General features: G+C 74.2%; 18 protein-coding genes and 1 other RNA gene. 11 read left to right on the top strand and 8 right to left on the bottom strand.

From position 1 onward, the window contains the following. Positions 1-29 precede the first annotated feature (29 nt). Positions 30-1,040, top strand: a complete 1,011-nt coding sequence (gene nadA, locus MODMU_RS08985) for a quinolinate synthase NadA (protein ID WP_014739906.1) — start codon at positions 30-32, stop codon at positions 1,038-1,040. Here nadA and MODMU_RS08990 read toward each other — a convergent pair whose 3' ends face one another. Both MODMU_RS08990 and MODMU_RS08995 read right to left on the bottom strand, forming a co-directional pair. Next, positions 1,041-2,279, bottom strand: a complete 1,239-nt coding sequence (locus MODMU_RS08990) for an SLC13 family permease (protein ID WP_014739907.1) — start codon at positions 2,277-2,279, stop codon at positions 1,041-1,043. It abuts the gene before it with no gap. A gap of 13 nt (positions 2,280-2,292) precedes the next feature. Continuing rightward, positions 2,293-3,048, bottom strand: a complete 756-nt coding sequence (locus tag MODMU_RS08995) for a sulfite exporter TauE/SafE family protein (protein WP_014739908.1) — start codon at positions 3,046-3,048, stop codon at positions 2,293-2,295. Positions 3,049-3,072: 24 nt separating this feature from the next. Here MODMU_RS08995 and MODMU_RS09000 point away from each other — a divergent pair, with 24 nt between their 5' ends. Next, positions 3,073-3,432, top strand: coding sequence for a DoxX family protein (locus tag MODMU_RS09000; protein ID WP_231851820.1), 360 nt, complete (start codon positions 3,073-3,075; stop codon positions 3,430-3,432). Positions 3,433-3,434: 2 nt separating this feature from the next. On the opposite strand, the gene MODMU_RS09005 is transcribed toward MODMU_RS09000, so the two are convergent. Continuing rightward, on the bottom strand, positions 3,435-4,442 hold the full coding sequence (locus MODMU_RS09005) for an Lrp/AsnC family transcriptional regulator (protein WP_014739910.1): 1,008 nt from the start codon (positions 4,440-4,442) through the stop codon (positions 3,435-3,437). Positions 4,443-4,531: 89 nt separating this feature from the next. Here MODMU_RS09005 and MODMU_RS09010 point away from each other — a divergent pair, with 89 nt between their 5' ends. The 3 genes from MODMU_RS09010 to rnpB all read left to right on the top strand — a co-directional run bounded on the left by MODMU_RS09010 (position 4,532) and on the right by rnpB (position 7,228). Beyond that, the gene (locus MODMU_RS09010; RefSeq protein ID WP_014739911.1) at positions 4,532-6,064 is read left to right on the top strand and encodes an MFS transporter; all 1,533 of its coding nucleotides are present in this window, start codon (positions 4,532-4,534) and stop codon (positions 6,062-6,064) included. A gap of 20 nt (positions 6,065-6,084) precedes the next feature. Then, a complete protein-coding gene (locus tag MODMU_RS09015; RefSeq protein WP_014739912.1) occupies positions 6,085-6,804 on the top strand; it encodes a PIG-L deacetylase family protein in 720 nt (239 codons plus the stop codon). 24 nt (positions 6,805-6,828) lie between these two features. Next, positions 6,829-7,228, top strand: an RNA gene (rnpB, locus tag MODMU_RS27425) — RNase P RNA component class A. Positions 7,229-7,239: 11 nt separating this feature from the next. Here the strand turns inward: rnpB and MODMU_RS09020 are convergent. Then, positions 7,240-8,193, bottom strand: coding sequence for a proline iminopeptidase-family hydrolase (locus MODMU_RS09020; RefSeq protein ID WP_014739913.1), 954 nt, complete (start codon positions 8,191-8,193; stop codon positions 7,240-7,242). 64 nt (positions 8,194-8,257) lie between these two features. Between MODMU_RS09020 and MODMU_RS09025 the strand changes: the two genes are divergently transcribed. Then, positions 8,258-9,178, top strand: coding sequence for an alpha/beta hydrolase (locus MODMU_RS09025; RefSeq protein ID WP_014739914.1), 921 nt, complete (start codon positions 8,258-8,260; stop codon positions 9,176-9,178). A gap of 22 nt (positions 9,179-9,200) precedes the next feature. On the opposite strand, the gene MODMU_RS09030 is transcribed toward MODMU_RS09025, so the two are convergent. Then, positions 9,201-10,157: an AraC-like ligand-binding domain-containing protein gene (locus tag MODMU_RS09030; RefSeq protein ID WP_014739915.1), complete on the bottom strand. Its 957-nt coding sequence runs from the start codon at positions 10,155-10,157 to the stop codon at positions 9,201-9,203. A 148-nt stretch (positions 10,158-10,305) separates the two neighbouring features. Between MODMU_RS09030 and MODMU_RS09035 the strand changes: the two genes are divergently transcribed. Beyond that, positions 10,306-12,447, top strand: coding sequence for a molybdopterin-containing oxidoreductase family protein (locus MODMU_RS09035; protein ID WP_014739916.1), 2,142 nt, complete (start codon positions 10,306-10,308; stop codon positions 12,445-12,447). Positions 12,448-12,475: 28 nt separating this feature from the next. Here the strand turns inward: MODMU_RS09035 and MODMU_RS09040 are convergent, their stop codons facing one another. Then, positions 12,476-12,682 carry a hypothetical protein gene (locus MODMU_RS09040; RefSeq protein WP_014739917.1) on the bottom strand — a complete coding sequence of 69 codons (207 nt, stop codon included), beginning with the start codon at positions 12,680-12,682 and terminating at the stop codon, positions 12,476-12,478. Between the two features lie 191 nt (positions 12,683-12,873). Between MODMU_RS09040 and MODMU_RS09045 the strand changes: the two genes are divergently transcribed. Beyond that, positions 12,874-14,049: an AI-2E family transporter gene (locus MODMU_RS09045; RefSeq protein WP_014739918.1), complete on the top strand. Its 1,176-nt coding sequence runs from the start codon at positions 12,874-12,876 to the stop codon at positions 14,047-14,049. 2 nt (positions 14,050-14,051) lie between these two features. Here MODMU_RS09045 and MODMU_RS26885 read toward each other — a convergent pair whose 3' ends face one another. Then, positions 14,052-16,346 (bottom strand): putative bifunctional diguanylate cyclase/phosphodiesterase, encoded by a 2,295-nt coding sequence (locus MODMU_RS26885; protein ID WP_014739919.1) that lies wholly within the window; start codon positions 16,344-16,346, stop codon positions 14,052-14,054. 93 nt (positions 16,347-16,439) lie between these two features. On the opposite strand from MODMU_RS26885, the gene MODMU_RS09055 reads away from it, so the two are divergent. Further along, positions 16,440-16,868, top strand: a complete 429-nt coding sequence (locus tag MODMU_RS09055) for a YkvA family protein (RefSeq protein ID WP_014739920.1) — start codon at positions 16,440-16,442, stop codon at positions 16,866-16,868. Between the two features lie 10 nt (positions 16,869-16,878). Here the strand turns inward: MODMU_RS09055 and MODMU_RS09060 are convergent, their stop codons facing one another. After that, positions 16,879-17,223, bottom strand: coding sequence for a DUF8129 domain-containing protein (locus MODMU_RS09060; RefSeq protein WP_014739921.1), 345 nt, complete (start codon positions 17,221-17,223; stop codon positions 16,879-16,881). 164 nt (positions 17,224-17,387) lie between these two features. Here MODMU_RS09060 and MODMU_RS09065 point away from each other — a divergent pair, with 164 nt between their 5' ends. Both MODMU_RS09065 and MODMU_RS09070 read left to right on the top strand, forming a co-directional pair. Then, the gene (locus MODMU_RS09065; RefSeq protein ID WP_014739922.1) at positions 17,388-18,515 is read left to right on the top strand and encodes a baeRF2 domain-containing protein; all 1,128 of its coding nucleotides are present in this window, start codon (positions 17,388-17,390) and stop codon (positions 18,513-18,515) included. 47 nt (positions 18,516-18,562) lie between these two features. After that, complete coding sequence (locus MODMU_RS09070) at positions 18,563-18,820, top strand: DUF2795 domain-containing protein (protein WP_014739923.1); 258 nt, start codon at positions 18,563-18,565, stop codon at positions 18,818-18,820. Positions 18,821-18,849 lie beyond the last annotated feature (29 nt).

An 18,849-nucleotide genomic window follows, 5' to 3' on the forward strand; every position in this document is an offset into this window, starting at 1 on the left:
AGTACCGACCGCCCTCCTGAGGAGAGCCCGTGACCGCCACCACCGCTGCCGGCGACCGCACCATGTCCGACCTGGAGTACGACGCCTGGGCCGCCGAGGTCCGCCGGCTGGCCGACGAGCGCGGCGCCGTCGTCCTGGCGCACAACTACCAGGTCCCCGAGATCCAGGACGTCGCCCACTTCACCGGCGACTCCCTCTACCTGTCCCGGGTCGCGGCCGAGACCGACGCCCGGGAGATCGTCTTCTGCGGCGTCCACTTCATGGCCGAGACCGCGAAGATCCTGTCGCCGGACAAGACCGTGCTGCTGCCCGACCACGCGGCCGGGTGCTCCCTGGCCGACAGCATCACCGCCGAGCAGCTGCGCGAGTGGAAGGCCGAGCACCCGGGCGCGGTGGTCGTCAGCTACGTCAACACCACCGCCGCGGTGAAGGCGGAGACCGACATCTGCTGCACCTCGTCCAACGCCGCCGACGTGATCCGGTCGATCCCCGCCGACCGCGAGATCCTGTTCTGCCCCGACCAGTTCCTCGGCGCGCACGTCAAGCGGGTCACCGGGCGGCAGAACATCTCCATCTGGGCGGGGGAGTGCCACGTGCACGCCGGGATCAGCCCAGCCGACGTCCGGGCACAGGTCGCCGACCACCCCGGTGCGGAGATCCTGGTCCACCCGGAGTGCGGGTGCACCACCTCGGTGCTGGACCTGGTCAGCCACGGCGACCTGCCCGCCGACCGCACCCGGGTGCTCTCCACCGGCGGGATGGTCGAGGCCGCGGCGGCGACCCGGGCGCCGCAGGTGCTGGTCGCCACCGAGATCGGCATCCTGCACCAGCTCCGCTCGCTCAACAGCGGCACCGAGTTCATCCCGATGAACGCCCGCGCCTCCTGCCGCTACATGAAGATGATCACGCCGGCGAAGCTGCTGGCCACGCTGCGCACCGGCGAGGGAGCGGTGGACGTCGACCCGCAGACCGCCGCCCGGGCCCGCCGCGCCGTGGAGGCGATGATCGCGATCGGTGAGCCCGGCCGCGGCGGGGAGTGACTAGACCAGCAGCGCGGCCCACAGCGCGGTGGTCGCGGCGATCACGGTCAGCGGGACGGTCGCCAGGCCGACGGCGCTGAAGCGGGCGGTGCCGGGGGCGTGCTCGCCGAGCACCCGCCGCCACAGCAGGTTGGCCAGCGACCCGGCGTAGGTCAGGTTCGGCCCGAGGTTGACCCCGATCAGCATGGCCAGCACGGTCGGCACGCCGCCGGCCGCGGCCACCGGGACCAGCGCCAGCGTGGCCGGCAGGTTGTTCACCAGGTTGGCCAGCAGCGCCGAGATGCCGGCGACCGCGAGGAGGGCGAGCAGCCCGCTGCCGTCGGGGAGCACGGCGTGCAGCAGCGTCTCCAGGCCGTGCAGCTGCAGCACCAGCACCAGCACCGCGAGGCCGACGACGAACAGCCCGAACGGCAGGTTCGCCGCGACCAGCTGCTCGCGCAGCGTCGTCCGGCGGGTGGCCAGCTGCCGGACGCCGAGCACCAGCACCCCGGCGGCGGCCGGCCAGACCGGCGCCACGCCCACCAGCGAGGCGACGCCGAAGCCCAGCACGGTGGCGCCCACCACGACCAGGGCCAGCACGGGCGTGCCCGGGACCTCGTGCACCGGGACGTCGACCACCCCGCGCAGGTCCCGGCGGAAGAGCCAGCGCAGCACCAGGTACTCCAGCGCCACGGTGGCCAGCTGGGGCAGCACCATCAGCCCGGCGAAGTGCACGAACGACAACCCGGTGGCCGCCACGGCGAGCAGGTTGGTCAGGTTGGACACCGGCAGCAGCAGCGACGCCGAGTTGGCCAGGTGCCCGACCGCGTAGCCGTGCGGCCGCACCGGCACCCGCATCCGCAGCGCCGTCGCGACCACCACCGGGGTCAGCAGCACGACCGTGGCGTCCAGGCTGAGCACCGCGGTGACCACCGCGGCCAGCACCGTCACCCGGGTGAGCAACCGGGTCGCCGAGCTGCCCGCCTGCCGGGCGGTCAGCGCTGCGGACCAGGTGAACAGCCCCTCCCGGTCGGCGAGCTCGGCCAGCAGCAGCACCACGACCAGGAACGCGACGGTCGGCGCCACCTCTCGGACGGTGTCCGCCGTGTCCTGCCAGCTCACCGCCCCGAGCAGGACCAGCAGCAGCGCACCGGGGACGGCGACGGCGGCCGGCGGCAGCCGGGGCGAGTCGGCGGCCGCCGCGGCCAGGGTCGCCGCCAGCAGGACGGCGGCCAGCAGCAGGGCGAGCAGGTCGGGCACGTCTCCCGGCCGGTCAGCCGCGGAGGAACAGGTAGACCGACACCGCGATGCCGAAGACGACGATCAGCACCCGCAGCGGCGTGCTGGGGATCCGGGTGGCGACCTTCGCGCCGAGGAAGCCACCGAGCAGCGCCGCGGGCGCGCAGACGGCGACGTAGGCCCACTCCACCGGGCCCCAGATGCCGAAGACGACCACCGTCACCGAGGCGGTGACCAGCGAGATCGCGCTCTTCATCGCGTTGGCCAGCTTCAGCCGCCCCAGGCCCAGCCCCAGGACGCCGACCAGGATCACGCCCAGCGCGCCGCCGAAGTAGCCGCCGTAGACGGTGGCCAGGAAGAGCGCCACGTACAGCCAGGCCGGGTCGCCGGTCCGGCCGCCGTCCTCCCGCCGCTTGAGCCGCTTGGTGATCAGCGGCTGGAAGGCCAGCAGGACGCTGGCCAGGAACACCAGCACCGGGACGACGGTGTCGAACGCCTCGCTGGGGGTGGTGAGCAGCAGGACCGACCCGAGGGTGCCGCCGAGCACCGCGACGACGGAGAACCGGACGAGCCGCGCGCGCTGGCCGGCGTACTCGCTGCGGAAGCCGAGCACCCCGCCGACGTAGCCGGGCCACTGGGCGACGGAGTTGGTGACGTTCGCCGCCACCGTGCCCAGGCCCAGCCCGACCAGGACGGGGAAGAGGATCAGCGACCCGCCGCCGGCGATCGAGTTGATCCCGCCGGCGAGGAGCGCCACCCCGGCGGCGATGAGGAGGTCGACAGCGGACACGACCGCCGAGCCTACGGTGTGACCGTGCCGAGGGACGTGCGAGCGCTGGCCATCGCGGCGGGGATGACCGGGACGGGGGTCTTCCACCTGGTCCGCCCGCAGGCCTACGACTGGATGATCCCGCCGGAGCTCGGCCGCGCCCGCCCCTGGGTCACCGGCAGCGGCGTGGCCGAGCTGGCCACCGCCGCGCTGGTCGCCGTCCCGGCCACCCGCCGGATCGGGGGCTGGGCCGCGGTGGCGGTGCTGCTCGGGGTGCTGCCCGCGCACGCCCAGACCCTCCGGGTCTTCCGCCACGAGCCCGGGAAGCTCGCCGTCGCCGCCGCGCGGATCCCGTTCCAGCTGCCCATGCTGCAGGCCGCGCTGCGGGTCGCCCGCGGGCGGTAGCCCTAGCGGCCGCGGACCGGCGGCGGCTCGGGGTCGGTGAGCCGCGGGCCGTCCATCAGGCTGCCGGCCTGCTTGACCCGGCGCAGCACGGTGGAGGTCTCCAGGCTGCGCACCGGCAGGGCACCCACCCGGTCGGTGAGGAACCGGTACAGGTGCGCGGTGTCCCGGCAGGTCACCGCCACCATCAGGTTGGCCGGGCCGGTCACCACCGCGGTGAAGGCGGTCTCCGGCTCCCGGGCCAGCGACTCGCCCACGTGCGCGATGTCGGCCGGTGCGACGCCGAGCCAGAGCAGCGCGCTGACCGGGTGCCCGAGCAGCTCGGAGGCGATCTCCAGGTCGAAGTACAGCGCCCCGGCCGAGCGGAGGGCCTCGACCCGCCGCGCCACCCGGCTCTCCGACCAGCCGGTCACGCCGGCGAGCTCGGCGTAGCTCAGCCGGCCGTCGGTGGCGAGCGCGGCGAAGAGCAGGTCGTCCTCCGGGTCCAGGGCCACCGGGGTGGCGCCGACCCGCGCGGAGTCGTGGCTGAGCGCGGCGATCTGCTCGTCGGTGAGCGGGTCCTCGAAGCCGGTCCACTCGTAGACGCCGCCGACGTAGGCGTGCAGCACCGAGAAGGCGGCCAGGTCGATGACCTGCACGGTGCGCGGCAACCGGTCGAGCAGGAGCGCGTCGCGCTGGCGGGGGGTGCGCGGCCGGGTCGAGCAGGTGATCTCCGCGCCACCCGCGGTCAGGCTCACCCAGGAGACGTCGGGCCGCCGGGCCAGGGCGTCGGCGACGGCCCCGGCCGCGGCCGGCTGCACCCGCATCCGGATGTGCCAGCTGGGCTCGGTCGCCTCCGGCGTGGTGAGCCCCAGCACCCGGACGACGCCGTCGGCGCGCAGCCGCCGCCAGCGGCGGGCCACGGTCTGCTCGGAGACCCCCAGCACGGTCGCCACCCGGCTGAACGGTGCCCGGCCGTCGACCTGCATGGCGTGCACGATCTGGCGGTCCACGGCGTCGAGCACGGTCAGCATCCTGCACCATGGTGCCCTCCGGTGGAGGATCCCGTCACCAGGGCCGTCCTGGCGTCACTCCTGTCGCTGGGTCGTTGCACAGTGGGCGCATGCGCAAGTGGTTGCCGCTGGTCGCGATCTGCACCGGCACGTTCATGCTCCTCATCGACGTCACGATCGTGAACGTCGCCCTGCCCGACATGGCGCTGGACCTGGGCACGTCGTTCGACCAGCTGCAGTGGGTGGTCGACGTCTACGCGCTGGCGCTGTCCGCGCTGGTGCTGGGCGCCGGGTCGCTCGCCGACCTGTACGGCCGCCGCAAGCTCTACCTCGCCGGGTTGCTGCTGTTCGCGGTCGCCTCGCTCGCCTGCGGGCTGGCCCCGAACGCCGAGCTGCTCATCGTGGCGCGGGCAGTGCAGGGGATCGGCGGCGCGGCGATGCTGGCCACCACCATCGCGCTGATCAACACCAGCTACGAGGGGCGTGACCGCGGCACCGCCTTCGGGATCTGGGGCGCCGTGGTCGGTGCCGCCGCTGCGCTGGGCCCGATCCTGGGCGGTGCGCTCACCGAGCTCTCCTGGCGGTGGATCTTCTTCGTCAACCTGCCGATCAGCGTCCTCGCCGTCGTCGTGACGCTGGTCGCCGTGCAGGAGGCCCGCCAGCCGGGCGCCCCCCGGCCCGACGTGCCGGGCATCGCGCTGTTCACCCTCGGCGCCGGCGGGGTGGTCTTCGGCCTGGTCCGCGCCGCCGTGGACGGCTGGGGCGCGCCGGTCGCCTGGGGGTCGCTGGTCGCCGGCCTGGTCGTCCTGGCGGTGTGGGTGCTGGTGGAGCGCCGCCGGCGGGCCCCGATGCTCGACGTCTCGCTGTTCGCCAACCGCTCCTTCACCGGGATCATGCTCGGCGCGCTGCTGCTGAACGCGGCGGCGTTCTCCGCCAGCCTCTACACCTCGCTGTGGCTGCAGTCGGTGCTCGGGCTCTCGCCGCTGCAGGGCGGGCTGGTCTTCATCCCGCTGTCCGCCTGCAGCTTCGTCGTCGCCGCCCTCGCCGGCCGGTTCCTGCAGACGATGGCGCCGCGGTGGGTGGTCGGCGGCGGGCTGATGGTCATCGGCGTCGGCTCGCTGCTGCTGGCGCTGGTCGACGCCGACTCCTCCTGGACGGTGCTCGTGCCCGGGCTCGCCGTCCTCGGCGTCGGGGTCGGGGTGGCCAACCCGACGCTGGCCTCCGCCGCGCTGGCGACGGTCCCGCGGGAGCGCAGCGGCATGGCCTCCGGTGCGGTCAACACCGCCCGCCAGCTCGGCTTCGCCCTCGGCGTGGCGGTGCTGGGCAGCGTCTTCACCGCCCAGGCGACCGCCGTGCTGCGGGACGGCGGCTCGCCGGACCCGGCGGGCACCGCGTCGGCGCTGACCGCCGGCCAGGCCGGCCAGCTCATCGGCTCGGCACCCGCCGAGCAGCGGGCCGGCCTCGCCGACCTGCTGGGCAGCGCCTACGCCGGCGGGCTGCGCGACGTGTTCCTGGTCTGCGCCGCGGCGGCGATCGTGGGCGGGCTGCTGGTGTTCTGGCTGGTGCGCGCCGGCGCCCCCAGCACCGGTCACCAGGCCGGACCGTCGGCGGACCAGCCGCAGGAGGCTGCCGCGGCGCGCTGAGTCCCGGCAGACTCCCCGCCATGGCCTCCTCCCCGTTCCCCGACGACTGGCAGCGCGCCCTCGTCGTCGCCGCGCACCCCGACGACATCGAGTACGGCATCGCGGCGGCGGTGGCGGTGTGGACGGCGGCCGGCAAGGACGTGCACTACGTCCTGGCCACCCGCGGCGAGGCGGGGATGGAGGGGGTGCCGCCGGACGTCGCCGGACCGCTGCGCGAGGAGGAGGAACGGCGGTCGGCCGCCGTCGTCGGCGTGACCGAGGTCGACTTCCTCGACCACCGGGACGGCGTCCTCGTCGCGGGCCCGGACCTGCGGCGCGACCTCGCCGCGGCGATCCGGCGGCACCGCCCGGAGCTCGTCGTCACCGGGTACTTCGGCGCGACGTGGACACCGCCGGGGGTGTCGCCAGCGTACGTGAACTCCGCCGACCACCGCGCCCTCGGCCAGTGCGTGGTCGACGCCGTGGCCGATGCGGCGAACGAGTGGATCTTCACGGACCTCACCGAGCCGCGGTGGACGGGCGTCACCTACATCGCGGTGCAGGACATGTCCGACCCGCCGCACGAGGTGGACGTCGCGTCGCAGGTCGACGCGGCCGTGCGCTCGCTGAGCGAGCACCGCCGGTACCTCGAGCTGCTGTCCGAGGTGCCGGTCGAGGAGCAGGCGCGGCAGGTCATCGACATGTCGACGCTGACCGAGGACGACCGGCGCCGAGTCGGGTTCCGGCTGTTCTGGGGCTGAGCGCTACGCTGCCACCACGACGGACGAGTCGGCTGGGCGGTCGCGTCGGCGGGGGAGACCCCGCCGCCGAGGAACGTCCGGGCTCCACAGGGCAGGGTGGTCGCCAACAGCGACCCGGGGTGACCCGCGGGACAGTGCCACAGAGAACAGACCGCCAGTGCGTGCACTGGTAAGGGTGAAACGGCGGTGTAAGAGACCACCGCACACCGGGTGACCGGTGTGGCTCGGTAAACCCCACCCGGAGCAAGGTCGAGAGGGACGGCGGCTCGCCGCCGTCCTGCGCAGGCGTTCGAGGGCTGCCCGCCCGAGCCTGCGGGTGGACCGCTCGAGCCTGCCGGCAACGGCAGGCCTAGATGGATGGCCGCTCATCGGGAGGCCGTGAGGCACCCGGGGACAGAACCCGGCGTACAGGCCGACTCGTCCGTCGCCCCCCGGTCACAGCGAGCGCAGGAAGTCCAGCAGCCCGGGGAAGTAGTGCTGCGGGTCGTCGAACTGCGCCAGGTGGCTGCCGTCCGGGCAGTGCAGGTACCGGCCCCGCGGCAGCTGGTCGGCCATCCACCGCATGTGCTCGGGGTCCATCGTGTCGTGCGTCGCGCCGATCACCAGCGCCGGGACGTCGATGCCCGCCAGGTCGGCCGAGCGGTCCCAGCTCTCCAACGTCCCGGACAGGCCCAGCTCGCTCGGGCCTTGCATCGGCACGTAGATGTCGGGGTTGATGTGCGCCAGCGACCGGATGACCGGGTCGGGCCACTCGTCCTGCGGCATCCGGCACACGTGCAGCACGTAGTGGTGCTCCATCAGCAGGGCCTCGTACCGCGGGTCGTCCGTCCGGCCCTCGGCCTCGAACCGCTTGATCTCCGCCAGGACGTCGGGGTCCATCGCCGGCATCAGCACGCGCTCGGCGTAGTCGTTGTACTGCCGCGCGCTGCTCATCATGTTGGAGATGACCAGGCCCTTGAGGTGCTGCTGGTGGTGGACGGCGTACTCCATCGCCAGCATGCCGCCCCAGGACTGCCCGAGGAGCACGAAGTTGCTGCTGTCCAGGCCGAGCGCCTGCCGCACCTGCTCGACCTCGTCGACGAACCGCTCGAGCGTCCACAGCGACGGGTCGTCGGGGCGGTCGCTGCGGAACGAGCCCAGCTGGTCGTAGTAGTAGTACTCGACGCCGGCCCCGGGGAACCAGGTGTCGAAGCACTCGTACAGCTCGTCGGTGGCGCCCGGGCCGCCGTGCAGCAGCAGCACCTTGAGGTCCGGGTTGGTGCCGACCCGCTTCGTCCAGACCCGGGAGGTGCCGCTGGGCGTCTCGACCGGCACCATGCGGGAGCCCCCGGAGACGACCGTCGCGGGGTCCCAGCCGGAGGTGTCGAAGTAGGACGGTGTGCTGGTCATGCCGCACCCCTACCCGCTCCCCGGCGGCTGACGCGGTGATCCCGGGAGCGGACGAGGAGGGCGTGTGGACGTCGGGCTGAGCGGGTTGGTCCCGCCGGGGCTGGACGCGCACGTGCCGGAGAGCCGGGCGTTCTACGCGGCGCGGGGGGAGCGGCGGGGGCCGGATTCCCTGGACGAGCTCCGGGCGGTCCGCGCCCAGCAGGGTCCTCCGCCACCCACCCCGGGCACCACGGTCGAGCAGCTCGTCGGCGGACCCCGGCTGCGGATCTCCCTGCCGACGGGCACGGAGGCGTGCGGGGTGTACCTCGACGTCCCCGGCGGGGGGTTCTCCCTCGGGCCCTCAGCGGCGGGGGACACCCGCAACGCAGCCCTCGCCGAGTCGCTCGGGATCGCCGTGGTCGGGGTCGAGCACCGGCTCGCGCCCGAGGACCCGTGGCCGGCGGCCCCCGACGACTGCGAGGCCGCCGCGCTCTGGCTGGTCGAGCAGGCCGCCGTCCGGTTCGGCACGACCCGGCTGGCGATCGGCGGCAGCTCGGCCGGCGCCACGTTGGCCGTGACCACGCTGCTCCGGCTCCGGGACAGGGGGCTGGCCGGGTCGTTCGCCGGCGCCGTCCTGCAGTTCGGCACCTACGACCTCAGCGGCACGACCCCCGCGGGCCGGCTGATCGCCGACGAGTGGTTCCTGCAGGCCTACGTCGGCCACCTGGCCGACCGCACCCTGCCCGACGTGTCACCCGTCTTCGGCGACCTGCGGGGCCTGCCGCCCGCCCTGCTCGTGGTCGGGGCCCGGGACGTGCTGCTCGAGGACAACCTGGTCATGGCGGCCCGGCTGTCCGCGGCCGGGGTCCCGGTCGACGTCCGCGTCTACCCGGAGTCGCCGCACGGCTTCACCGGCCACCCGACCGGCATGGCGCGGGCCGCGCTGGCCGGTCGGGATGCCTGGCTCGTCGACCGACTCGTCGGCGGTGGGCCAGCCGGCACGTGACCGCGCCTCGGTCACCGGCCGGTCAGCGGCTGCGCGAGGGGGCGGCTGCAGGGTGCCGGTCCGCCGTCCGGTAGCGGCTCGGTGTCGTGCCGTACGCGGCGCGGAACGCCCGGCTGAACGTGGCGAGGTCCGCGAACCCCCACCGCCACGCGATGTCCGTGATCGACCTGTCCCGGCAGGTGGGGTGCCGGAGCTCCAGCCGGGCACGTTCCAGGCGCAGGTGCTGGACGTGCCGGGACACGGTGCTCTGCCGCAGGGCGAACAGCCGGTGCAGGTGCCGGGTGGAGATGAAGTGCGCGGCGGCGATGCCGGTGGGGGTCAGGTCGGGGTCGCCGAGCCGCTGCAGGATGTGGTCGTCGATCCGTCGCAGCAGGTCGTCCGCAGATCGCGGCGGAGCGGACGGGCGCACCTCCTCCTGGGCCACGGTGGTCACGAGGTCCAGCACCTCGGCGCCGAGGCGGACCTCCCCCTCGACGCTCAGCGCGGGGGGCGAGACCACGAGGTCGCGCAGCATCCGTCCGACGATGGCGCCCAGCCCGTCGCCGCCGCGCAGGCGGCGTGCGGTCAGTGCCCGGGACGCCGGTCCGCCGAGCGGGACGCAGTCGCGCGGCCAGGTGAGGACGAGCAGCTCCCAGTCCTGCTGCAACCGCCAGCAGAAGGCGCGGTCGGTCTCGTAGACGGCGAAGTCGCCCGGGGTGAGCACCGCCTCCCGGTCGTCCTGCTGGACCACCGCGGCGCCGCGGGTGAGCAGGCCGACCTGCAGGTACTCGGCGTCGTCCGCTCTGGCCAGCTGGGGGGTGCGGGTGCAGCTCTGCGGGCCCGACCGCACCGACGCGACGTGCAGGTGGCCGAGCTCGGTGGACCGGACCCGCCCGCGGAACGAGGCCCGCCGGTCGGCCACGATGTCGAGGGCCACGAAGTTCTCCCGGATGATGTCCTGCCAGACGTCCAGCCGGTCGGTCGTGGCGGGCTGACCCATGGCACACCTCGTCTCGCGCAGGACCGTGGGCAGAGTAGAAGGCCGATGGTCCCCGTGGGTCAACGACTGCGACCGGATGTCCCCCAGGGACAAGACGTCGGTCGCCCAGGGCCAACCGCGCGGGCCCCTCCGGTTGGAGGCTGGGGCGATGACGGCGCTGGACGACATCTCCGTGACCGACGTGTCCACCTCGACGGTCCGGGCTGCGTGCGCCCACGACTGCCCGGACACCTGCGCGATGCTGGTGACGGTCGAGGACGGCCGGGCCGTCGGGGTCCGCGGCGACCCCGCGCACCCGTTCACCCAGGGCGGCCTGTGCGTCAAGGTGAACGACTACCAGGACAAGGTCTACAGCGCCGACCGGCTGCTGCACCCGATGCGCCGCACCGGGCCCAAGGGCAGCGGTGAGTTCCAGCGGATCACCTGGGACGAGGCGCTGGACGAGATCGCCGGCCGGTTCCGGGCGACCATCGCCGAGCACGGCGCCGAGTCGGTCATGCCGGTGAGCTACCTGGGCACCCAGGGGATCCTCAACGGGCTCAACGTCGGCGACCCGTTCTTCAACGCCCTCGGGGCGACGATCGCCGAGCGCACGTACTGCGACTCGGGTGCGTGCACGGCGTACACGATGACCATCGGTGCCACCGCGGGCGTCGACCCGGAGAGCCTGGTGCACTCCCGCTACATCATCATCTGGGCCTGCAACATGGTCTCGACGAACCTGCACCTGTGGCCGTTCGTCGCCGAGGCCCAGCGGCGCGGCGCGAAGGTCGTGGTGATCGACCCGATGCGGCACCGGACGGCCAAGCGGGCCGACTGGCACATCCCCATCCGGCCCGGCACCGACGGCGCGCTCGCGCTGGCCATGATGCACGTGATCATCACCGAGGGCCTGACGGACGAGGCCTACGTCCGCGACCACACGGTCGGCTACGCCGAGCTGGTCGAGCGGGTGCAGCAGCACACGCCGGAGTGGGCCGAGGGCGAGACCGGGATCCCTGCCGAGGACATCCGCACGCTCGCCCGCGAGTACGCCACCTCCGAGCCGTCGATGATCCGGATCGGGGTGGCCATCGAGCGGCACGCCGGGGGCGGGCAGACCGTCCGGTCGATCGCCTGCCTGCCGGCCCTGGTGGGCGCCTGGCGGAAGGTCGGTGGCGGCCTGCTGCAGCTGCCGTTGTGGGCCTTCCCGGTGAACTGGGGTGCGCTGATGCACCCCGAGCTGGCCACCCCGGGCACCCGGGTGGTCAACCAGTACCAGCTGGGGCAGGCGCTGACGGGCGGCATGCAGCTCGACCCGCCGATCAACGCGCTGATGGTCTACAACTCCAACCCGCTGGTCGTGTGCCCCGACCAGGACGAGCTGGTCGCCGGGCTGTCCCGGGACGACCTGTTCACCGTGGTCAGCGACCACTTCCTGACCGACACCGCGCGCTACGCCGACATCGTCCTGCCCGCGACCACCCAGCTCGAGCAGCACGACATCATGTTCAGCTGGGGCCACTTCTACGTCTCGCTCAACACCCCGGCCATCGCACCGCTGGGCGAGGCGGTGTCCAACACCGAGCTCTTCCGCCGCCTCGCCGCGCGCATGGGCCTCTCCGACCCCTGCTTCACCCGGTCCGACGAGGACATGCTCGCCGAGGCGTTCGACTGGTCGGCGCCGGCGATGCAGGGGATCACTCTCGACTCGCTGCGGGAGTCCGGCTGGGCGCGGCTGAACCTCCCCGGCCCGGACGAGTTCGCTCCGCACGCCGAGGGTGGTTTCCCGACACCGTCGGGCAAGACGGAGTTCTGGTCCTCGGTCGCCGAGGCCGCCGGGAACTTCGTGGTGCCGCTGTTCCGGCAGGGCTACGAGGGCTTCCAGCCCGGAGGCGTGGTGGACCCGCTGCCGCACTACGTCCCGCCGCGGGAGACCACGGACTCGGGCTACCCGCTCAGCCTCATCTCGCCCAAGTCGCACGCCTTCCTCAACTCCAGCGCAGGCGACCAGCCCCGGCAGCGGCGGGTGCAGGGCGAGCAGACCGTCGTCGTCCACCCCCGGGACGCCGAGCCGCGGGGGATCACCACCGGTCAGTACGTGCAGGTGTTCAACGACCGGGGCCGGTACACCGCTCGCGCGGAGGTCAGCTCCGACATCGCTCCCGGGGTCGTCCTCTCCCCGATGGGCGCGTGGCTCAAGAACGCCCCGGGCCGGTCGACGGTCAACGCGGTCAACCCGGTGGCCTTCGCCGACCTGGGCAACGCCCCGACGTTCTCGGACTCACGGGTCGAGATCGCGCCCGCCTGAGCGGACGCTGCCCGACCTGGGCAGGGGGTCAGCGGAGGGAGTCGGGTGCGACGTCGGCGACGATGGCCTTGAAGGTGCTGGTGTCGACCTCGTTGTCCACGGTGACGCGGACGATGTCGGTGACCTGCTGCCGCGACGTGGTGCGGGCGGCGCTGACCCGGGCGGCGGCGATGAGCTTGAGCTGGTGCAGCCGCGCGGTGGCGTTCGGGACCGGGGGGAGTCGGTTCTCGGGCATGGACGGACGGTAGGCAGGACGTCCAACCCGGCCGAGCGCGCCGGGTCGCCGTGTCGCGGAAACCTCGTCCCGCCGGTCACAGCAGCCCCCGCAGGGCCACGCACCCCTCCCGTGCGCCGGACCGTCACGGCCGGCGCGCGACGGGAGATGGTTGCGTTCACCGCGTAAACCCGCGCGGGAACAACGGGCTGGTGAGCTCCCTCCCCGCGCCCCGGGTCCAGCCCCCGGTGCCCACCCGCACCATCCTGGCCACCATCGGCCTCCTGCTGACGACGGCGCTGCTGCTGTACGTCGTCCTGGAGACCCGCCAGGTCCTCACCTGGTGCGTGGTCGGTGCGTTCTTCGCCGTCGCGCTCGCCCCGGTCGTCGGGTGGGTGCAGCGCACGGTCTTCCGCGGCAAGCGCAGGTCGCTGGCCACGCTGCTGGTCGTCCTGGTCGCGTTCGTCCTCTTCGCCGCGCTGATCACCGCCTTCGCCGTCCCGCTGGCGCAGGAGGGCACCAAGGTGGCCGGCCAGCTGCCCGGCCTGGTCGACGACGCCCGCAACGGCCGCGGCCCGGTCGGGGACCTGCTGGAGCGGACCAACGCCCTGCAGTGGGTGCAGGACAACCAGCAGAGGATCAGCGACTTCGCCAGCGGTCTGACCACGCCGGCCGCCGGCGTGCTGGGCGGCATCGCTACCGGGGTCACCGGCCTGGTCACCGTGATCGTGCTGGCCTACCTCATGGTGCTGGAGGGCCCGAAGATCGTCGACGGCACGCTGGCCCTGTTCGCCCCGGCCACCAGCACCCGGATCCGCCGGGTGGCCACCGACTGCGCCAGGTCCGTCACCGGCTACCTGTCGGGGAACCTGCTGATCAGCGTCGTCTGCGGGGTGCTGACCTACGTGGTGCTGCTGATCGCCGGCGTCCCGTTCGCCGGGCTGATCGCGCTCTTCGTCGGCATCGCCGACCTCATCCCGCTCGTCGGCGCCACCATCGGCGGGGTCGTCGCGGTGCTGGCCGGGTTCCTGCACTCGGTCCCGGCCGGCATCGCCGTGCTGGTCTTCTTCCTGCTGTACCAGCAGCTGGAGAACCACCTGCTGCAGCCGCTGGTCTTCGCCCGCACCGTCAAGGTCAACCCGCTGACGGTCATCGTCGCGATCCTGGTCGGCGTCGAGCTGGTCGGCGTGCTCGGTGCGCTGCTGGCCATCCCGGTGGCCAGCATCATCCAGGTCATCGCCCGCGACGTCTGGGACCACCGGCGCGGTCGGCTCAAGGACGAGCCGACGGTCGGGGAGGACCGCGACCCGGCGCTCGCGCCGCACGAGCGCGCCGACGACGGCACGCCGTCGGGCGCCTCGGTGGTCGAGCCGGCCGCCCGGCGCTGACCTCAGCCGAGCAGGGCCGGCCGCGCGTCGACCCGCTGGGTGGCCAGCCAGGCCTCCAGCTCGGCCGCCGGCAGCGGACGGGAGTGCAGGTAGCCCTGGCTCTCGTCGCAGCCGAGCTGCCGCAGGTCGCGCAGCGTGGCGCGGTCCTCCACGCCCTCGGCGACCACCCGCAGGCCCAGCTGGTGGGCCAGGCCGATGGTGCTGGCGATGATGGCCGCCGCCCGGGCGTCGGTGAGCAGGTCCGCGGTGAAGGAGCGGTCCAGCTTCAGCTCGGCGACGGGCAGCTCGCGCAGGTAGGTCAGCGAGGCGTAGCCGGTGCCGAAGTCGTCGATGCTGACGGTGGTGCCCAGGGCGGCCAGCGCCGCGACCACGGCGAGGCTGCGCTCGGGGTCGCTGAGCAGCACGCTCTCGGTCACCTCCAGCACGATGGCCGACGGCGGGACGCCGGCGGCGCGGAGCAGGTCCGCGACCCGCTGCGGCAGCTCGGTGTCGAGCAGGTTGCTCGCCGACAGGTTCACCGACACCCGCAGGTCCAGCCCGGCCGCGCGCCAGGCGGCGGCCTGGGCGACGGCCTGGCGGAGCACCGTGTCGGTGAGCAGCCCCATCAGGCCGTGCACCTCGGCCTGCAGCAGGAAGTCGGCGGGGGTGAGCAGGCCGCGGCTGGGGTGGACCCAGCGGACCAGGGCCTCGACGCCGAGCGTCCGGCCGGTCGCGATGTCCACCTGCGGCTGGTGGTGCAGCACGAACTGGCCGGTCGCCAGGCCGTGCCGCATCTCCTCGACCAGGGCCAGGTGGCCGCTGCTGTCGACGTGCCGGCTGCCGTCGTAGACGACGACCCGGGTCCCTGACCGCTTGGCGTCGTACATCGCGGCGTCGGCCTGGCGGAGCAGCAGCGCGCGCATCGCCTGGCCGTCGCCGGCGCCGCCGGCCGCGCCGTCCGCGTGGGTCAGCCCGACGCTGACCGACACGTGCAGGGACAACCCGCCCACCTGGAACGGCTCGGTGAGCTGCTGGCCGACGGCCGAGCCGAGGCGGACGGCGTGGTCGGCGGGGGAGCTGCCGGCGGGGACCCGGGCGACCACGGCGAACTCGTCGCCGCCCAGCCGGCCCAGCACGTCGACCGGGGCGAGCACCGGCACCAGCCGCGCGGCGACCAGCCGCAGCAGGTCGTCGCCGGCGGAGTGGCCGAGGCCGTCGTTGACCTCCTTGAACTTGTCCAGGTCGAGCAGGGCCACCACGACGGGCTCGTGGTCGTCGCAGAGCTCCTCCACGCGGCGCAGCACCGCGCGGCGGTTGGCCAGGCCGGTCAGCTCGTCGGTGAGCGCCTCGCGACGGCTCACCGCGAGCTGGGCCAGCTCCCGGACGTTGACCAGCAGCCGCACGCTGGAGCCGGTGGCGGCGACCGCCGCGCACCAGGTCGCCAGCCCGGTGGCCGAGTCGCTCACCGCACCGGTCACCAGGATCGAGGTGGAGGCGATGATGACGACGAAGGCGCCGACCGTGGACGCGGTGGGGTCGGCCGGCTGGGGCGTGGAGTGCGGGGGTGACCACACCGCGGCCAGGCCCAGGCACGCGGCGCTCACTGCTCCCGCCGCCCCGGCCCAGACGACCGGGTCCCCGCCGGCGAGGGTGGTGGACGCCGCGCCGGCCAGCTGGACGGTGAACGCCCCGACGACGAGCCAGGTGCGCGGGTCGCGCCCCATCGCGCCGAGGAACACCATCGAGAAGGCGGTGCCGGCGATGACGAACAGCGTGGCGTCCTGGGCGAGCAGCGGCTGCAGCCGCCACCAGGGCAGCCCGGCCAGCTCGGAGCCGCTCCGGTCGACCACCACGTTGAGCAGGGCGACCACGGCCAGCACGGCGGCCGAGCCGTTGAGCACGTCGTTGGGGTCGGCCAGGCTGGTGCTGTAGCGGTTCCAGCGGACCAGGCCGCCGTAGGCGAACGGGAAGGCGAGCAGCGGTGCCCACGTCACCGGCAGCGGCACCACGGCCGCGGGCACCGGCAGCAGCAGGAGGACGCCGCTGGCCGCCACCGCCACCGCGCCGATCAGGCCGGCCACGGCCAGCCGGGTCCACAGCGCGCGCTCGTGCCGCACCCGGCGCACCCGCCAGCAGAGCACCGCGGTGAGCGCGAGCTGGACGGCCGCGACGAGGAGGAGACCGGCACCCGTGGGCGGCGTGCCCGAGGTCGTCCAGGCCGTCAGGCCGCTCGGTGCGGCGCAGAGCGCGACCGCGGGCACGGCGAGCGCCCACCCCGGGGCTCCGGGGAGCAGCAGCGCTCGCTGCGTCTCTGGCATGGGGCTTCATCGGCCGTCGGTGACGGCCGGTGTAGTCGGTTGTGCGCCATTCACCCTTTGGGGCGCGGGCCGGCCGGCTGCGACGATGGGTGGGTGGACCTCACCCGCTGGCTGACCGCGCTGGGTGTCGGCGCGGCCGCCCTGGTGCTCAGCTGGGTGCTGCTCGTGGTGCTCGCCCGCCGGCTCCCGGAGGGCACCGCCAAGGAGCTGGCCAGGTTCCTGCCCGCCTGCGTCACCACGGTGCGCCGGTTGCGCCGGCACCCGGCGGTGCCCCGCGGGGTGCGGGTGGTGCTGGTCGTCGCCGGGCTGTGGGTGCTCTCGCCGATCGACCTGATCCCGGAGTTCCTCCCGGTGATCGGGCCGCTGGACGACGTCGTCGTCGTCGCGCTGGCGCTGCGCTACGCCGCGCGGCGGGTGCCCCGAGAGGTGCTGCTCGAGGCGTGGCCGGGCGACCGGCGGATCGTGGTGCGGCTGCTCGGCGGCCCGGCGTCCCCGGAGGTGGGGACGCCGGACCGCGGCTGATCCCGGGGGCTCAGCTGCCGGAGCGCGGCTGGGCCGGGTTGGTCGGGTCGCCGTGCGAGGGCGGGTTCACCGGCGGACCGGACGTCGCCTCGGAGACCTCCGGACCGCCGGCCGCAGCCGGGGCGTGCTCGGGCTGGGCAGCCGCCGGGTCGCCGCCCGAGGGCTGGGCGCCGGCCTTCAGGTCGTCGAGCCGGTGGGTCATCGCGGAGACCACCTGCACCCGGTTGGCGTGGGACTTCTCGTAGGCCAGCACCGTCTGGAGACCGTCGGCGTCCAGCGTGCGGATGCGTGAGGTCAGGCTCCCCACGGGCAGGTGGTCGTAGTCGGGCAGCGGGAGATCGGTGCGCTCGGACATCCCGGCTCCTCCTCGGTCGTGGGAACAGGTCCGGGTCCGCCTACCCGGTCGGTCGGCGCTGACACACCGGGTGTGAGCCGGGGGTCGGTGGGTAGCCGGACCGAGGAACCACGCGGGGCCCAGCACCGGCCCCTGCCGCACGCACCGAAGGAGCCCCCCGTCCCATGGACGTGACCTTCCTGGGGTCTGTGACCGACCACCCCGGCCCGTTCGCCACCGTGTGTGCCGACGTCACGCACATCACCGAGAACGCCGACACCGAGCTCGACCTGCGGGTCCGTGCCCTCGCCGACCGGCTCGCCGAGCAGGGCGCGCCCGAGCCCGTCGTGGCGGCGGTGCGCGGCCGGCTGCTCGAGGGCAACGAGGGCGGTGAGGCCGGCACCTACCGCGGCCGGGCCGTCGTCGCGGGGCCCGACGGGACGGTGCTGTTCGACGCGCCGCTGGCCGACGCACCGCGGACCGAGACCGCCGAGTGGTCGCCGATGCCGGACCTGGTGAGCGTGCTCCGCGCGCTGCCCGGCCGCATCCCGCACGTCGTCATCGTCGCCGACCGGGTGGGCGCGGACATCACCGTCGCGATCGCACCGGGCCTGCCCGCCGAGCAGAAGTCCGTCGAGGGCGAGCGGCACCTGATGCGGAAGGTGCAGGTCGGTGGCTGGGCGCACCACCGCTACCAGCACACGGCCGAGAACGTGTGGATCCACAACATGCAGCAGGTGATCGACGAGGTCGACGCCCTGGTGCAGTTCTCCGGCGCCCGGTTCGTGCTGCTCGCCGGTGACGTCCGGGCGCGGCAGATCGTCGCCGACCGGGCCACGCCGAGGATCAAGGCCGTGCTGGTCGACATGGACGAGGGCGGCCGGGCCGAGGGCGCCGACCGGTCGGTCATCGACCAGCGGGTCGAGGAGCTCGTCGCCGAGAACGACGCCGCCGAGCAGGCGCAGGTGGTCGAGCAGGTCAGCGCCGCCTCGGCGCACGGCCTGGCGGTCACCGGCACGGCGCTGGTCGTGGAGGCGCTGCGCAAGGCGCAGGTCGAGACGCTGGTGCTGGCCGAGGAGCAGGACGACGAGCAGCTGCTCGTCGGCACCTCCCCGCTCGAGATCGGCGTGAGCACCGAGGACATGGCGGCGCTCGGGGTCACCGACGCGGCCCGGGTACCGGTCGAGCGCGCCCTGCTGCGGGCCGCCGTCGGCAGCAACGCCGGCGTCGTCGTCGTGCCCCGGTCGGCGATGCCCGGCGACATACCGGTCGCCGCCGTCCTCCGCTACACCGACGACTCCACCCCCAGCTGACCACCGGCGGGCCCCACCCGGCCGCCTGACAGAACGGAGCACCACCCATGACCGACCCCCACCAGCCCGCCACCTCCCCGGGCACCGACCCGGCGGACGTCGAGCGCCGCGCCGCCCTCGCCGAGGCCCTGGGCAAGGAGGTGTGGCCGGCCGACCGGGAGACGCTGGTCGGTAAGGCCCAGGAGGGCAACGCCTCCGACGCCGTGCTCGCCCAGCTGCGCCGGCTGCCGGCCGGCACCGAGTTCACCAACGTGCAGGAGGTCGCCCAGGCCCTCGGCCTGGGCACCGAGCAGCAGCGCTTTTGAGCGTGAGTCGTCTCGGGGGAGCGGGGTAA

The sequence above is a fragment of the Modestobacter italicus genome (assembly GCF_000306785.1).
In the GTDB taxonomy this organism is placed as follows: domain Bacteria; phylum Actinomycetota; class Actinomycetes; order Mycobacteriales; family Geodermatophilaceae; genus Modestobacter; species Modestobacter italicus.